Raw genomic sequence first — 15,422 nt, forward strand, 5'->3', positions numbered from 1 at the left:
ATAGCCCGAGGCGTCCGCGCCTCGGGCCCATAATAATTCCGACGGGGGACCCCATGACAGACGCGCGCACCAATGCCGGATCCGATCCGGCGCTTGAGGATATCGTCGCCGACGCAGACACAGGGGGCCGCCAGCCAAAAGATACCTTTGGCCGCCGCGCATTGTGGGTGCTGCCGCTGTGCTGGGCGCTGTACCAGCTTTGGATTGCGTCGCCGTTGCCCTTTGTCGTGGGCTTTGTCTGGAACGACACGCAGACGCGGGCCATTCACCTTGGCTTTGCCGTGCTGCTCGCGTTTCTCGCCTTTCCCGGTCACAAATCCGCCCCCCGCGACCGCATCCCTGCGTTGACGTGGGTGGTTGCGCTGATTGCGGCGGCGGCCGCGTCCTATCTGTGGTGGGATTATCGCGGGGTCGCCAACCGCACCGGTGCGCCCAACATGACGGATATTGTCATTGCGGGCATCGGGCTGGTCCTGCTGATGGAGGCCGCGCGCCGGTCGCTGGGCATTCCGCTGATGGCCGTGGCGCTGTTTTTCCTGTCTTATGTCTTCTTTGGCTCGTGGTCCGGCCTGCCCGAAGTTGTCCAGTGGAAAGGCGCGTCGTTCGAAAAGGCGATGAGCCACATGTGGCTGACGACCGAAGGGGTGTTTGGCGTGGCCCTTGGCGTGTCGTCGGGCTTTGTCTTTCTGTTTGTGCTGTTTGGCGCGCTGCTGAATCAAGCCGGTGCGGGCAACTATTTCCTGCAACTGGCTTTTGCGGCCCTTGGCCACCTGCGCGGCGGCCCCGCAAAGGCTGCCGTGATTGCATCTGCTGCCACCGGCCTGATCTCAGGCTCGTCCATCGCCAACGTGGTCACCACCGGCACCTTTACCATTCCGCTGATGAAAAAGGTCGGCTTTCCCGCGACCAAAGCGGGCGCGGTTGAGGTGTCATCGTCGATCAACGGCGTGCTGACGCCCCCGGTGATGGGGGCCGTCGCGTTCCTGATGACGGAATATGTAGGCATTTCCTATGTCGAGGTCGTCAAGACCGCTATTGTGCCTGCCGCGATTTCCTATGTCGCGCTGGTCTACATCGTCCACCTTGAGGCGCTGAAATCGGGCATGAAAGGCTCCAGCCGGATGCACCCGGTCAAATTCATGCTGGGCGCGATTTTCATCATCGCGATCTCCATCGTGATTGCGGGTGGGTTGCTGTTTCTGACCGGTGTCGTTGTCGACACGATCTATGGCGTGTTCGGCGGTGCGGCGATGTCGGTGCTGCTGGCGCTGATGTTCGTGGCATATCTTGCTGCGGTGCGGTTCGCCGCCAAAGGCCCCGATCTCGACACCAGCCTTGACAGTATGCAGAACCTGCCGCCGGTGCGTGAAATCTTCAAGACCGGCATCCACTACATCATGCCGATCCTGCTGCTGATGTATTTGCTGATGATCGAACGCAAATCGCCCGGTCTGTCCGCCTTTTGGTCAACCATCGCGATGCTGTTCATCCTGTTGACGCAGAACCCGCTCAAGGCGTTTTTCCGGGGGCAGGGCGGTGTGGTCCAACGCTTTGCCGACGGGATCAGCGACATTGCCGAAGGCATGATCGCAGGCGCGCGCAACATGATCGGCCTTGCCGCCGCCATGGGTGTGGCGGGTATCATTGTGGGTGCTGTGACGCTCACCGGGATCGGGCAGGTGATGGCGGAGTTCGTGGAATTTCTGGCGCTTGGTCTTGATGGTCTGGTGCCGTTTATGAACATCAAGCTGCTGGCGATGCTGTTCTTTGTCGCCGTGATCTCGATCGTGCTTGGGATGGGGCTGCCCACCACTGCCAACTATATCGTGGTGTCGTCGCTGATGGCGGGTGTTGTCGTCGAACTGGGTGCGCAAGAAGGGCTGATTGTGCCGCTGGTGGCGGTGCACATGTTCGTCTTTTACTTTGGCATCATGGCGGATGTGACTCCGCCCGTGGGACTTGCGAGTTTTGCGGCGGCCGCAATTTCGAAGGGTGATCCGCTCAAGACGGGGTTCCAGGCGTTTTTCTATTCGATCCGCACGGCGCTGTTGCCGTTTTTGTTCATCTTCAACACCGATCTGCTGTTGATTGACGTGGGGCCAGTGCAGGCGGTGTTCGTCTTTATCGTGGCGCTCATCGCGATGCTGCTCTTTGCCGCCGCCACGATGAGCTATTTCATCGTACCATCGCGGTTCTACGAAAGCATTGCGCTGTTGGTGGCTGCGTTCGTGCTGTTTCAACCGGGCTACATCCTTAACCAGTTCGCGCCCGAGTTCGAAACACGACCCGGATCGGAACTGTTTTCCATGGCCCAAGCAGCGCCGGACAACGCATCACTGCGCGTGCGCTTGATGGGTGAAAATCTGAACGGCGAGGTGGTGGACGCGCGCTATTTGCTGCCTGTCGGAGATGCGGGCGAGGACGGCGCGGCGCGCCTGCTGAACGGCGCGGGGATCGAATTCCGGGACGAGGATGGCAAGATATTTGTCGACAATCTCAGCTTTGGCGGACCTGCCGAACAGCTGGGCATCGACTGGGACTGGGAACTGGTCGAACTGGACGTGCCCGCCGACCGCCCCCCCAAGGAAATCTTCTATCTGCCGGCGTTGCTTTTGGTGCTTGCCGTGTTCCTGCTCCAACGTCGCCGCCAACCCAAGGAGGAGGCCCTGGCATGAAACATGTCCTTTGCGCCATTGACCTGACCCATCCCGAAGATGCCCGCGCGCTGCTGACCGAGGCGCGCCGCATCGCAGAGCCGCAGGGCGCGCAGTTCAGCGTCGTGACGGTGCTGCCCGATTACGGCACGTCCTTTGTCGGCTCGTTCTTCAAGGAGGGCACGCTGAAAGAGGCAGCACTGGCCGCACAGGTGGCCTTGCACGAGATGGTGGACGAGGTGCTGCCCGACATGGGGGCGGTGCAATGCATCGTCGAGATCGGAGTGGTCTACGAACACATCCTGCGCGCAGCAGAGAAATGCGGCGCGGATTTCATCATCGTGGGTGCGCACAAGCCGGACCTATCGGATCGGATCACCGGGCCGAACGCCTCGCGCGTGGCGCGGCACGCAAAAGTGTCCGTTCTGGTCGCGCGGTTCTGAATGGTCAGGTGCTGTGATCCTGCCGCAGGACGTTTTTCTGCACCTTGCCCATCGTATTGCGTGGCAACGCATCAAGGATGATGTAGCGGCGCGGATGCTTGAACCGGGCCAGTTGCGCCTCGACCTTGGCCCTGATGCTGTCAGGATCGGGTGACGCGCCGGGGGCGGGAACCACAGCGGCAATGACGCTTTCGCCGAAATCCGGATGCGGGACACCGAACACGGCGCTTTCGGTCACACCGTCCGCGTCATTGATCACGTCCTCAATCTCTTTGGGGTAGATGTTGTAGCCACCCGAGATGATCAGATCCTTGGCACGGCCCACAATTGCGATGCGGCCATCCGGTTCCATGACCGCCAGATCACCGGTAAGAAAGAAGCCGTCTGCACGCAACTCCTCCGCCGTTTTTTCGGGCATGTTCCAGTAGCCCTGAAACACGTTGTCGCCGCGGACTTCGATCATGCCGATCTCTCCGTAAGGCAGGGTGTCTCCGGTTTCGGGATTGGTGATCCTGACCTCGGTGCCGGGCAGGGCATGTCCAACCGTCCCGGCGACACGCGGACCATCATAGGGGTTCGAGGTGATCATGTTCGTTTCGGTCATGCCGTAGCGTTCGAGAATGCGGTGCCCGGTGCGCGCCTCAAACGCCTTGTGCGTCTCGGCCAGCAGCGGCGCGGACCCGGAGACAAAGAGCCGCATCTTGTCACACAGACCATCGGCAAAGCGCGCATCTCCCAACAGGCGGGTGTAAAAGGTCGGTACGCCCATCATCAGCGTGGAGCGGGGCAGTTCGTCCAGAATGGTATCGACGTCAAACCCCGCCATCAGCCGCACGCAGGACCCGGCCATCAGTGCCGTGTTCAGCGCAACAAACAGCCCATGCGTGTGAAAGATGGGCAGCGCATGGATCAGCCTGTCCTGCGCAGTGATTTGCCAAAGGTCAGTCAGAACCGTGGCATTGGACAGCAGGTTCTTGTGGCTGAGCATTGCGCCTTTGGACCGTCCGGTCGTGCCAGACGTGTATAGCAGCGCCGCCAGATCATCGGGGCCACGCGGCACCGTCTCAAACTGCGTCGGCCTGTCGTTCGCTGCGACGCTCAAACTGCCTGCGTCGCCCGCAAGCGTCAGCACTTTTGCCCCGACATCCGCGGCGATCTCGGCGATTTGAGGCGCGTCACCGTCATCACACACGATCAGAGCGGGTGTCGCATCGCTGATGAAGTAGTGTAGTTCCGACAGGGTATAGGCCGTGTTGAGTGGCAGATAGACCGCGCCTGCCTGCACCGCAGCCGCATAAAGCGCGACCGTATCGCTCAACTTGGGGGCTTGCACGACGATGCGGTCGCCGGGTGTCACGCCTGTCTCGATCAACACATGCGCGATCTGTGCGGCCCGCTTTACGAAATCCGCATAGCTAAGCGTGACACCATCGTCGCGTTCAAGGAATGGGTCGGCAGTATTGGCGTGCGGCGCGATCAGCGCGTCATAAAGAGTGTTGGTCACGCAGGTTCTTCCTTGGAGGTCTGGGTCAGCGGTGCGTTGGCCAGCGTCCGCATTGCCTTGGTGGCCGCCACATCCCCGTGCAGCGCAAAGCGTGCGTGGTTGGGACCCGTCTGCGCCAGATCGTAGAGGTAGTTGACCATGACACCGCTTGACTGTGCGTGTCCGTTTGCGGACGTGTCGGCATTGGCGTGCAGGTCATGGATTTCCGCACCATTGCCCAGATGGAACCGTGCGACGGGATCAAATGGCGTGCCATCGGCGCGTTTTGCCGTCATCAGGTAACGCGCGGCCATCGCACGCAGCACGGCTTCGGAGGCGGTGCCGCCCAGCACATCCTGCGCGGCTTGCCCGTGCTCCGGGTCATCGGTTTGCGTGGCCAGCCATTGGTTCAGGCGGGGGATGGGTGACAGGGTCACGAAACGCTCCAACCCCGGCACATCGCGCGCCAGTTCTGCGGCCACCTGCTTGATCAGTAGATTGCCAAAGCTGATGCCGGTCAGCCCGCTTTGACAGTTCGAGATGGAGTAAAACACCGCCACCCGCGCGGCCTCTGTCGCCAGCGGCGTCCGCCCATCCAGCAGCAGCGCATCAATAGAGCCGGGAATGTCCGCCGTCAGCGCAACCTCGACAAAGATCAACGGCTCGTCAGGCATTGACGGATGAAAGAACGCGAAACACCGGCGATCTTCGGGATAAAGCCTGCGGCGCAGATCATCCAGATCACCGATCCGGTGCACGGCCTCATAGGCGACAATCTTGTCCAGAATGCGTGCTGGCGTGTCCCAGTTGATGGCCTTGAGCACCAGAAAGCCCGGATTGAACCAACTGCGCAACAGATGGACAAAGTCAAAATCCGTCCGCGCAAGGTCCGGGTGATCCCGCACGAACCGCAGCAGATCCACACGCATGGCCACCAGTGCCGCCGTCGCACCAACGGGCTGGTTCAGGCGCCGCAGCAATTCCTGACGCCGCGGCTCTGCGGCGCGGCTGAGGTCTCGAAACAGGTCCGTCCGGGGCGCTTCGGCATAGGTGCGCGCAAGGGCGGCCAGATGCGCGGCGTCAATCTCCAACGCGGTGTTGAGGTATTCGAAAAACGCCAGTTTGTCAGCGTCATTTGCGCTGGCATAGCGGTCAAGGAGCGTGGCGGCCAGTTGGACACCGGACAGTTCGCCTTCGGTGGACAGCAATGCGTCGCACAAGGCGGGCAGGGGACGCGTATCGTCCTTGCCCCGCGCCCGGTCACGGCGTTCAAACAATTGCGTCAGCAGATCGCCCAGAAACCAGTTCCGTTGCACCTTACGCCTCCATCTGACGGCTCAGATATTCGCCGGTTCGGCGGTAGTGGCTGATCAGCAAATCTGTGGCCGCGTCCGCATCGTGGTCCAATGCCGCATCAAGGATTTCCTGATGTTCCGTGGCGATACTGCGTTTGCGATAGCTGGCACCACCGGCGGCAAGGTTCCGGTAGCGGATGTTCAGATCATAAAGCTGCGCGCAGTAGCGTTCGAGCATCGGCAGGCCTGCATTGTCGAGCAGCGCCATGTGAAACGCCTTGTGCGCAACTTCGAAATCCGTCGCATCGCGCTGGCTGGCCTTTTTCATATGGTGATGCCGCAGCACCAGACGTTCTTCCCAATCGGCGGCACCGTTGGCGATGGAGGCGCGCAGCGCCATCGGCTCCAGCGTGCAGCGCAGGGTCAGGATTTCTTCGAAATTGGCCTTGCCCACGGGGGCCGCACGGAATCCGCGCTGGTCGATCCGCTCGACCAGCATGTCAGAGGTCAGCAAGCTCAGCGCTTCGCGTACGGGGCTTGCCCCGGTGTTCAGCAATCCGCGCAACTGTTCAATTTTCAGCTTTTCGCCGGGGGGCAGCGCGCCCGTCAGGATCATCTCGCGCAATGTCAGATACGCGCCATGGGTGGCGGAGGTTTCCTTGCCCGCAATGTCGCGTGTGACGTTCATGTCGTGCCTTTCCGGCTCAGCTGAGGGCGGCGCCGCCCGTCGAGAGGCCAACAGACAGCGTCAGCGACCCTTCGTTTATCATCCAGCGCCGCAAGGTGAACGTGCGTGCGCCGGTCTTGTGCATCGGGTCGTTCTCGGCCAGTGCGCGCGCCGCCTCAAAGCTGTCGGCGCGGTAGATGACAAGACCCATGCCCTGCATGTGTTCGCCCGTTTCATCGGACATTGGACCGGCAAAAGCAAGCTGGCCCGCCCGTTCCAGATCAGCCTGATATGCAAGGTGATCGGGCAGCGCAGCCTTGACGTCATCTGGTGTTTTGGCGGGCGTGCTCATCACCACATAAAGCTCCAGCGCCAACGCGCCCCGATCTCTGGCTGTCGCTTTGTAGTCGGCCCAGGCCACCATGACTGCCCCTCCAAAATATCGATATTATTTGACACTTGATCATATTGTAGGCAGAAATTGCGTGAACTGACAAGGATTGCGACGATGAAATATCTGGTGGGCGAGGTGCCGGGTGGCACGGCTGTTTTTGCTGTAACCGGCGAGAATGCCGTGAATTTGACGGCCCTGGACGCACATCTCGGCGCTGATCTGATGGGGGTGATCGCGGCGCCGGACCGAGTCGCGGCGTTGGCCGGGCAGCTTGCCGATGCGCCGCAGGTGCCCGTCAGTTCCATCACGCCGGCGCTTCCTGTCACGACCCCCGGCACGATCATTTGCCTCGGGCTGAACTATGTCGAACACATCAAAGAAGGCGGCTACGACATTCCCGACTACCCGGCGCTGTTCATGCGGGGCCGGAATTCGATCATGGCGGCAGGGCAACCGATGGTTCGGCCCGCCTGTTCGGACAAGTTGGACTACGAGGCCGAACTGATGCTGATCGTCGGCAAACGCGGGCGGCACGTCTCCGAAGCGGACGCGCTGGATCATGTGTTTGGCTACACCGTGTTCAACGACGGCTCGGTCCGGGACTACCAGCGCAAGACGCACCAGTGGACGCCGGGAAAAAATTTCGACAGCACCGGCGCGGTTGGCCCGTTTACGGTGACGCCGGATGATCTGCCCGAAGCGGCATCGGGCTTAAAAATCGAAAGCCGCGTGGGCGACGAGATTCTGCAAAGCTCCAACACGGCCAACATGATCTGGGGCGTGCGGCAGGTGATTGCCACGATCTCGGAATATACCACGCTGGAACCCGGCGACCTGATCGCGCTTGGCACGCCGCCGGGCGTGGGCCATGCCAAGAAACCCAACCCCCGTTGGTTGATCCCAGGTGAAACGGTCGAGATCGAGATTGAGGGGATCGGCATTTGCGCCAGCCCCGTCATCGATGAAAAAGACGCGGGCACACAGGTGGCAGCCGAATGAACGCCCCCGCCAAAGAGGCGCTGGACGCCGCGCGCGCCAAGGCGCAGGCCGATCACCGCGACCTGCGGTTCCGCATCGACCGGCTGTCGGATGACGCCATCGACCTGATCCTGCGCCGTGCGCGGTCGCATTACGCGTGGCGGGACGAACCCGTGCCCGATGCGCTGCTCGAAGAGATCTATGACATTACCATAAATGGCGCGACCAGCATGAACACGCTGCCTGCACGGTTCGTGTTCGTGAAATCGCCCGAGGGCAAGGACCGGCTGGCCAAGGCACTGAAGCCCGCCAATGTGGCCAAGATGATGGGTGCGCCCGTAACCGTAATTGTCGCCCATGATCTCGAGTTTTGGAAAGAGTTGACCTTCACCTTTCCGCATGAAGACCGGCGGCATTTCTTTGAGGGCAAGGACCAGCACATCGCCGACACCGCGTTCCGCAATGGCACGTTGCAGGGCGCGTATTTGATGATCGCAGCCCGGGCTGTTGGCCTTGATGTCGGTGCCATGTCGGGCTTTTTCAACGATGTCGTGGATGCAGAGTTCTTTGCCGGAACCACGCTGAAATCGAATTTCCTGTGCAACATCGGGTACGCGGACGAGACGGCATTGTTCCAGAAATTGCCGCGCTTTCCGTTCGACAAGGCGTGCAGCTACGCCTGAGGAGGGGCCATGGCCGTCAAGATGAAAACCTTCGTGACATACCGCACCACCGCGGCCTGTCCGACACATGCGCGCACCGAAATCCCCGTGCGCGACCTCAACGTGGTGATTGACGAACCGGTTGCGCGGGGTGGCACGAACATGGGCCCCAGCCCGACCGAGGCGGCGATGACGGCCCTGATCGCCTGCACAAATGTGATCGGCCACAAGAACGCAGCAAGGCTGGGGGTGGACCTTGGCACAGTCACGATTGACGCAAACTGCAAGTTCGATCGGCGCGGCGTTCTCATGGAGGAAGAGATCGACCTGCCGTTTCCCGAAATCACGCTGACCGTGAATTGCGACACACCCGCCAGTCAAAACGATCTGACCCGCGTGGGCCAAGAGACGTCAAAATACTGCGCCATCGCCAAGCTGTTCGAGGCCGCAGGCACGGATCTGACGGTGAATTGGGTCAAGACCAACTGAGACAAAAGAGGCCGCACATGGCCGCGCATTCTGGGAGGAAAACCATATGACATTTTGGATGAAAAAGGGCCTGATCGGCGCGGCACTTGCCACCGCGATGGCATTGTCGGTCGCAGCCGAGACCACAATCAACGCAGTGGTCATCGACGGCTATCCGGACCGCGCATTGTGGGTCAAAGAATTCACCAATTTCTTTATCCCCGAGGTCGACAAACGTCTGGCCGAGGCTGGCGAATTCAAGATGAACTGGCAGGAGAATTACGGCGGTTCCATCGTAAAGCCCAAGGGCGTGCTGGAAGGCGTGCAACTGGGGCTGGGTGATATCGGCATCGTCACCACGATCTTCCATTCCTCGAAACTGCCCAGTCAGGGCATTTCCGGCTCCACCCCCTTTGTGGCTTCTGACGCCCGTGCAGTGGCGCAGGCCGTGGACGAGATTGCCCGCGAATTCCCGGCCATGAACAACGAGTTTGCGGCGCAAAATCAGGTCTATCTGGCCACGGGCGTCGTGCTCGACACATATCAGGTGTTCTGCACCGAACCGGTGTCGTCTGTGGCGGACCTCGAGGGCAAGAAGATTGCCGGCGCCGGTCTGAACCTGCGTTACCTCGAAGGGATCAAGGATGCAGCAGGCGTGCGCGGCGGGCTGACCGATTTCTACAACATGCTCCAGACCGGTCTGGTGGATTGCGGAATGCTGTGGCCGGAGGCGGCCAAAACCTTCAAGATCGCCGAAGTGGCGCCCTATATGCTCAGGGCGGACCTTGGCGCTGTGAATTCCAAAACGATCACGGTGAACGCCGACTATTGGGCGGGTCTGCCCGATCCGGTCAAGGACGTGCTCAAGGAGGTGGCGATTGCCTATCGTGACCACGTGGCAGGCATCGCCATGGACCGGGCTCAAGCCTCGCGCGACGCCTATGTGGCCGACGGTGGCACCATCGTCGACGTATCTGCCGAAGACCGCGCCGCGTGGGCCAACGCCATGCCGAATATCGCACAGGAATGGGCTGCGACGCTGAATGACAAGGGCGAGGCCGGTACAGAGATGCTGGCGGCCTATTTGGGCAAGCTTGACGCGGCAGGCTACACCGGCGTGCGCGACTGGACGGCGAACTGATCGCGGGTCCGGGGAGGGGCCGGAACATGCTGAAGTCCGCCGTTGCTGGCCTGTCTTCGGTCGCCAATACGCTGGCCATTGCCGCCAACGCCTTGGGCACGCTGGTCGTGTTGGCGTTGGTGGTGGTGCTGAATGTGGACGTGGTCGCGCGTGGGTTTTTTGCGTCGCCGCTGCGGGGCACCTACGAGATGGTGCAGTTTTCTGTTGTTTTGATCGTGTTTCTTCAATTGGCGGATGTGGTGCGGGTGGACCGGCTGACACGGTCTGACGGTTTTCTGACATTCCTCTCGGCACGGCGTCCCGCTGCGGCCAGCAATATGCGGCGCATTATCAATGCGCTATCGGCCATTTTCATGGGTCTGATCGCCTACATCACCTGGCCCGAATTCCTAAAGATGTGGGCCACCAATGACTATTTTGGCGTGCCGGGCCTGTTCACGCTGCCTTGGTGGCCGGTCAAACTGGTGATCACGCTGGGGACGGCGCTGTCTTGCCTGATCTTTGTGATCAAGGTCATCACGGGCCGCGACCGCCCCGCAGGCACCCCATGACACCGATCGAGATTGGCCTGATCTCGGTCGTCGCGATTGTCTTTCTGATCTATTCAGGCGTCTACATTCCGGTCGCCCTTGGCATGGTGTCCTTTGTGTCGATCTGGTTGATGCGGGACAATTTCACGCTGGCGCTGAACCTGCTGAAGGTCGCCGTGGGCGACAGTGCGATGGAGTACAGTTTTGCCACCATCCCGCTGTTCACCTTTATGGGGCTGATCGTTTCCAAGGCGGGGTTGGGCCGAGACATCTACGAAGTCATGACCATGCGGTTTCGCAAGGTCAAAGGTGGGATTGGCATGGCGACTGTGGGGGCCAATGCCGTGTTCGCCGCCGTAACCGGGTCGTCCATTGCATCTGCGTCGGTGTTCACCAAGGTTTCCGTTCCGCAAATGATGGCGCAGGATTACAACCCGCGGTTCGCCGTGGGGGTCGTGGCAGGCAGTTCCGTTCTGGGCATGATCATCCCGCCATCCGCGATGCTGATCATCTATTCCTTTGTGGCCGAGCAATCGGTGGGCGACATGTTCCTTGCGGGCGTGATTCCCGGCATCCTGCTGGCCATCGCCTATGTGGGTGCCATCTGGGTCATGGGCCGGTTTACGCCGGGATTTGTCGGGGGCAGGGTGGTCGAGGACACCGAATGGATGTCGGGTCGCGAGGTTGCGTCCAAAACCCTGCCGACGTTGTTCCTGATCACCATCGTGCTGGGCGGCATCTACACCGGCTGGCTCACAGCGGTCGAGGCCGGGGCGGCGGGCGCATTGGTGGCGCTGATCATCGCGGTGATCCGCAAATCCATGACCGCGCGCAGTTTTTGGGACGCGCTGCTAGAGACGGGGCACATCACCGCCGCCATCCTGTTCCTGATCACGGCGGCCTCGATCTACAGCCGGATGCTGGGGCTCGCCGGGTTGCCAAACCAGTTGCAGGACCTTCTGGCGGGCAACGCCGCGTCGTTCTGGTCGATCATGCTGCTTTATGTGCTGCTGATGCTGTTTCTGGGCACGCTGCTCGACACAGCCTCTATCATCCTGATCGTGGTGCCCCTGTTTCTGCCGCTGGCCGAGGCGCTGGATATGTCGCTGATCTGGTTCGGCATCATCACTGTAGTGGGTGCGGAAATCGGCCTGCTTACGCCTCCGCTTGGCATATCCTGTTTTGTGATCAAATCGACGATCAACGACGATCGCATTAGCCTCAAGGATGTGTTCATGGGCGCGCTGCCCTTTGCATTCGTGATGCTGATCGTGCTCTTTATCCTTATCGAATTCCCGATCCTCAGCCTTGCCCTGATCTAAGGAGACCCCTCATGCGCACTGTCACCAAGGACAACATCACGGATGTCTTTTTGGGCTACATGTCCGACGATATGGACCCGCGGATGCGCGAGGTGCTGGGCGCGCTGGTCCGGCATATGCACGACTTTGCCAAAGAGGTGGACCTGACCCACGAGGAATGGCAGGCCGGCATCGCCTTTCTCGAAGGGTGCGCGGCCATCGAAAGCGAGGACCGGCACGAATTCATCCTTGCCTCGGATGTGCTGGGCATGTCGTCGCTGGTGGACATGATCAATTCGAGCCCGGATGCGACCAGTTCGTCCGTTCTGGGCCCGTTTCACGTGTCAGGCGCGCCGCCTTTGGAAGTGGGCGGCGATATGAAGCGCGATTTTGGCGGGCCGGTGCTGTTGGCCGAAGGGGTCATCAAGGATACGGATGGCAACCCCATTCCGGGCGCGGAACTGGATATCTGGCAAACCGCACCCAACGGGCTTTATGCCAGTCAGGACGCCGATCAGGACATGTATTCGTTTCATGCGCTGATGACGGTGGGTGCCGACGGGCGCTATGGCTTTACCACTGTTAAACCTGTGGAATACACCGTGCCGTCGGACGGGCCGGTGGGCGACATCCTCAATGCGTGTGGACGTCATCCGTGGCGTCCGTCGCATCTGCACTACATCGTCAAGGCACCCGGGTTCAAACCGCTGGTGACCGAGATTTTTCCCGACGATGACCCGTATCTGGATCAGGACACCGTCTTTGGCGTGCGGGAGGATCTGGTGATGACCTATGTCGAACGACCCGCGTCGACTTTCCCAAGCGGCATGGCTTTGTCCGGTAAGATCACGGAACCCTATCTGCACGTGACATTCGACGTGACCCTCGCCCCCGAAGGATAAGGCAATGCCGCACTCTGTTGCGCGTCGATTGGGTTAGTCAGCCATGTGAAAGCGCACGCAGAATGATCATTCTTGTCGCGGGAACAGGGCAAGCATCGCGGCGCATTCCGCATCGCTGGGATTTTCCGACATCACCTCGGCTTGGGCGCTGGCGTTGCTGACCGTCTCGCCGGATTTCTCTGCCAGCACGATGAAAAGCGCTATCAACTCCTCACAGGCGGGCTTGTTCTCCAACGTGTCCGCAAAAGTTGGGGTCGCGACCAGAATAGCAAGCCCCGCACCACACAATAGAATTTTCATAAACGTCCCCCTTGTGTTGGCCCAAACGCCCCGATCGGTTTCAGTTGAAATCGGATTGCAGGCCGCAGGTCACATCGCCTGTGGCATAGATGTGGACTTCGCCCATCTTTTCGTTGTTCAGGCGGATCACCTGTTCCGGGGCGTCCCCGCCCACGACAAGGATTTCGCCACGGCCCTCGACCACGCAGACTTGCCGCGTGTTCTTGGCGTCCTCGTTACAGCGGATTTTGCCATCGGTCGCCCGCACCACGATGTCCTTGTATTGCATAAGCAGGATCGCCTCGTTCAGGCGGTCCGCGTAGATTGCAGGGTCGGTGATGACCGTGCACGGCGTATCGGCATGGGCGGGTGGTCCGGCAATATATGCGCAAACCGATACCGCGCAGACCCATCTGCAAATACTTGTTCCGTTCCATCCGGTTTTGCCAATCATCCCGCACCCTTTCCCTATATGCGCAAACGCAACTGTGACGGGCCCAGCATTGAAGAACCGCAGAGGCTGATCCATACTCCGATGAGGGTACGGGTGGCGGGGAACGCGGATTTTGACAGGAAAAAATCGCGAAACGGACCACCTGCGCAGCCTGATATTCGAGTCGATTGCCCGCAACGAGACATTCGGCACGCTGATCGAACAGACGGACACGGCCATGCAGCTTGAACCGGGGGCGGGGTTGCGCCACCTCGTGCCCGAATTCGAATCCGCAGCCGACGCGGTCATGCAGACCGGTGCCGTTGGTCAGGGCACGGGCGAGTTGAGTTTCACCTTTGACCGGAAGGGCCGCATGGTGACCGGTACGGCGTCGGCCATCTCGGTCTTTGGCCTCGACCCCGGCAAAAGCCTGATGGATCAGCTGGGCGAAAGCGGCCAGTCCGTGCTGGAGGATCTGCTGCGGGGGCGGCGGTCGCAGGCGACATTCACGCTGTTCACCCGGCCACAGTTGCGCCCGGTTCCGGTTTTTGCCCAATCCAATGGCACGGGCGGGTTCGATGCCATCGCAATTGTGGTGGGATGGAACAGCGCCGTGGCTCCCTTGCTCAAAAGCGGGTTCCAGTTGACCGACACCGAGGTCGACGTGGTCGAGATGCTGTTTCGTGGGCACCAGCCCAAGGATATTGCGCAGCGCCGCAACCGGGCGCTGGAAACGGTGCGCACGCAGGTCCGCACCATTTGCCGCAAGACGGACACCCACGGGCATGTGGATATCGTTCATCTCGTCTACGGCCTGATTGCTACAACGCAGTTCATGCGGGCCGAGCGTGCGGTGGATGCACATGGCAACTACATGCTTAGCCTGCCCAGCGGGCGGCGCATGGATGTCGAAGTCACCGGGCCGGATCAGGGCAAGCCGCTGCTGTTTCTGCACGGCTGTCTCGCGGGGCGCAGATTGCCGGAACCGGCGCTTGCACGGTTCCGGTCCCGCCGGATCATAGCGCCCGGACGGCCCGGTCACGGGCAGACGCCCGGTGATGCCGACGCGCAGGTGCAGGATATCGCGCAGGACCTGCTGCACATGCTCGACACGTTCAGCGTTGGCCAGATTGACGTCGTCACCTACGATCTGGGCGCGCCCTTTGCGTTGTGGATGGCGGCGCTGGCCCCGGATCGCATTCAGTCGCTGACCTGTCTGGCACCGGTCCCGTCGCTGGCGAACTGGTCTGACCTGTGGTCGCTGCCCGCCGAAACGCGGGTTTTTTCGGCCCTGTCACGGGTGAACCCAAAAGCCGCGCGGTATCTGGCCTTGCTGGGCGGCCAGCGTATCCTGCGGCAGGGACCGGCGGGCTTTGCCAAGATTGTCTTTGCAAATGCCCGCTTTGACCAGCGTGCCGTAGCCGGATCAGAGACGGTGCAACGGCTGTTCTGGCACGGACATGCATGGCACGTGGAACGTGGCCCTGACGGATTTTTGGCGGATGCTGCGCTGTCGTCACGGCACTGGGACGAGGGCTTGCCCACGCTTGCGATGCAGCCGTGTTTCGTCGTGGGTGCCAAGGACAAGAACGCCCCGATCGCCGCGGTCCGACGGCTTGCGGCGCGTGTGGGGGCCCGTGTTGTGACCCTTCCGGATGCGGGTCACAGCCTGCTGCACGCCAGCGCTGAGGCGTGGCTGGACCACGTACCGGAATGAAACATCCTTGGGCGGATTTGCGCCCGGTGCAAAAATTCGGGGCCACGGTACGAAACACCGATTGTGGCCGGGCAA

General features: G+C 61.0%; 16 protein-coding genes. 10 read left to right on the top strand and 6 right to left on the bottom strand.

Annotation, left to right across the window (positions count from 1 at the left end; all coding sequences use genetic code 11):
* Positions 1-53 precede the first annotated feature (53 nt).
* Both Q1A85_RS17895 and Q1A85_RS17900 read left to right on the top strand, forming a co-directional pair.
* Positions 54-2,675 (top strand): TRAP transporter permease, encoded by a 2,622-nt coding sequence (locus Q1A85_RS17895; protein WP_299692661.1) that lies wholly within the window; start codon positions 54-56, stop codon positions 2,673-2,675.
* On the top strand, positions 2,672-3,097 hold the full coding sequence (locus Q1A85_RS17900; RefSeq protein WP_299692664.1) for a universal stress protein: 426 nt from the start codon (positions 2,672-2,674) through the stop codon (positions 3,095-3,097). The genes Q1A85_RS17895 and Q1A85_RS17900 overlap by 4 nt, the downstream gene beginning before the upstream one ends.
* Before the next feature lie 4 nt (positions 3,098-3,101).
* Here the strand turns inward: Q1A85_RS17900 and Q1A85_RS17905 are convergent, their stop codons facing one another.
* The 4 genes from Q1A85_RS17905 to Q1A85_RS17920 are packed head-to-tail and all read right to left on the bottom strand — an operon-like array spanning position 3,102 to position 6,966.
* Positions 3,102-4,601, bottom strand: coding sequence for a malonyl-CoA synthase (locus Q1A85_RS17905; protein ID WP_299692667.1), 1,500 nt, complete (start codon positions 4,599-4,601; stop codon positions 3,102-3,104).
* The gene (locus Q1A85_RS17910; RefSeq protein WP_299692670.1) at positions 4,598-5,896 is read right to left on the bottom strand and encodes a malonyl-CoA decarboxylase family protein; all 1,299 of its coding nucleotides are present in this window, start codon (positions 5,894-5,896) and stop codon (positions 4,598-4,600) included. Before Q1A85_RS17910 ends, Q1A85_RS17905 begins: the two co-directional genes overlap by 4 nt.
* Position 5,897: 1 nt before the next feature.
* The gene (locus Q1A85_RS17915) at positions 5,898-6,563 is read right to left on the bottom strand and encodes a GntR family transcriptional regulator (protein ID WP_299692673.1); all 666 of its coding nucleotides are present in this window, start codon (positions 6,561-6,563) and stop codon (positions 5,898-5,900) included.
* A 16-nt stretch (positions 6,564-6,579) separates the two neighbouring features.
* Positions 6,580-6,966, bottom strand: coding sequence for a YciI family protein (locus Q1A85_RS17920; protein ID WP_299692676.1), 387 nt, complete (start codon positions 6,964-6,966; stop codon positions 6,580-6,582).
* A gap of 84 nt (positions 6,967-7,050) precedes the next feature.
* Here Q1A85_RS17920 and Q1A85_RS17925 point away from each other — a divergent pair, with 84 nt between their 5' ends.
* From Q1A85_RS17925 to Q1A85_RS17955, 7 genes are read left to right on the top strand one after another with little or no spacing between them, the layout of a single operon-like run.
* The gene (locus tag Q1A85_RS17925; RefSeq protein WP_299692679.1) at positions 7,051-7,935 is read left to right on the top strand and encodes a fumarylacetoacetate hydrolase family protein; all 885 of its coding nucleotides are present in this window, start codon (positions 7,051-7,053) and stop codon (positions 7,933-7,935) included.
* Positions 7,932-8,597 (top strand): malonic semialdehyde reductase, encoded by a 666-nt coding sequence (locus Q1A85_RS17930; protein WP_299692682.1) that lies wholly within the window; start codon positions 7,932-7,934, stop codon positions 8,595-8,597. Before Q1A85_RS17925 ends, Q1A85_RS17930 begins: the two co-directional genes overlap by 4 nt.
* A 9-nt stretch (positions 8,598-8,606) precedes the next feature.
* Positions 8,607-9,065, top strand: coding sequence for an OsmC family protein (locus tag Q1A85_RS17935; RefSeq protein WP_299692686.1), 459 nt, complete (start codon positions 8,607-8,609; stop codon positions 9,063-9,065).
* A gap of 46 nt (positions 9,066-9,111) precedes the next feature.
* Entirely contained in the window at positions 9,112-10,185 is a 1,074-nt protein-coding gene (locus Q1A85_RS17940) for a C4-dicarboxylate TRAP transporter substrate-binding protein (RefSeq protein WP_299692689.1), read from the top strand.
* Between the two features lie 26 nt (positions 10,186-10,211).
* Complete coding sequence (locus tag Q1A85_RS17945) at positions 10,212-10,736, top strand: TRAP transporter small permease subunit (protein ID WP_299692692.1); 525 nt, start codon at positions 10,212-10,214, stop codon at positions 10,734-10,736.
* Positions 10,733-12,037, top strand: coding sequence for a TRAP transporter large permease subunit (locus Q1A85_RS17950; protein WP_299692695.1), 1,305 nt, complete (start codon positions 10,733-10,735; stop codon positions 12,035-12,037). Before Q1A85_RS17945 ends, Q1A85_RS17950 begins: the two co-directional genes overlap by 4 nt.
* An 11-nt stretch (positions 12,038-12,048) precedes the next feature.
* Positions 12,049-12,918: a dioxygenase gene (locus Q1A85_RS17955; RefSeq protein WP_299692697.1), complete on the top strand. Its 870-nt coding sequence runs from the start codon at positions 12,049-12,051 to the stop codon at positions 12,916-12,918.
* Between the two features lie 66 nt (positions 12,919-12,984).
* On the opposite strand, the gene Q1A85_RS17960 is transcribed toward Q1A85_RS17955, so the two are convergent.
* Both Q1A85_RS17960 and Q1A85_RS17965 read right to left on the bottom strand, forming a co-directional pair.
* The gene (locus Q1A85_RS17960) at positions 12,985-13,218 is read right to left on the bottom strand and encodes a hypothetical protein (RefSeq protein WP_299692700.1); all 234 of its coding nucleotides are present in this window, start codon (positions 13,216-13,218) and stop codon (positions 12,985-12,987) included.
* Between the two features lie 40 nt (positions 13,219-13,258).
* Entirely contained in the window at positions 13,259-13,651 is a 393-nt protein-coding gene (locus Q1A85_RS17965) for a hypothetical protein (RefSeq protein WP_299692703.1), read from the bottom strand.
* Between the two features lie 112 nt (positions 13,652-13,763).
* On the opposite strand from Q1A85_RS17965, the gene Q1A85_RS17970 reads away from it, so the two are divergent.
* Positions 13,764-15,347: an alpha/beta fold hydrolase gene (locus Q1A85_RS17970; RefSeq protein WP_299692706.1), complete on the top strand. Its 1,584-nt coding sequence runs from the start codon at positions 13,764-13,766 to the stop codon at positions 15,345-15,347.
* Positions 15,348-15,422: the final 75 nt, after the last annotated feature.

It is taken from the genome of uncultured Tateyamaria sp., assembly GCF_947503385.1.
Lineage (GTDB): Bacteria > Pseudomonadota > Alphaproteobacteria > Rhodobacterales > Rhodobacteraceae > Tateyamaria.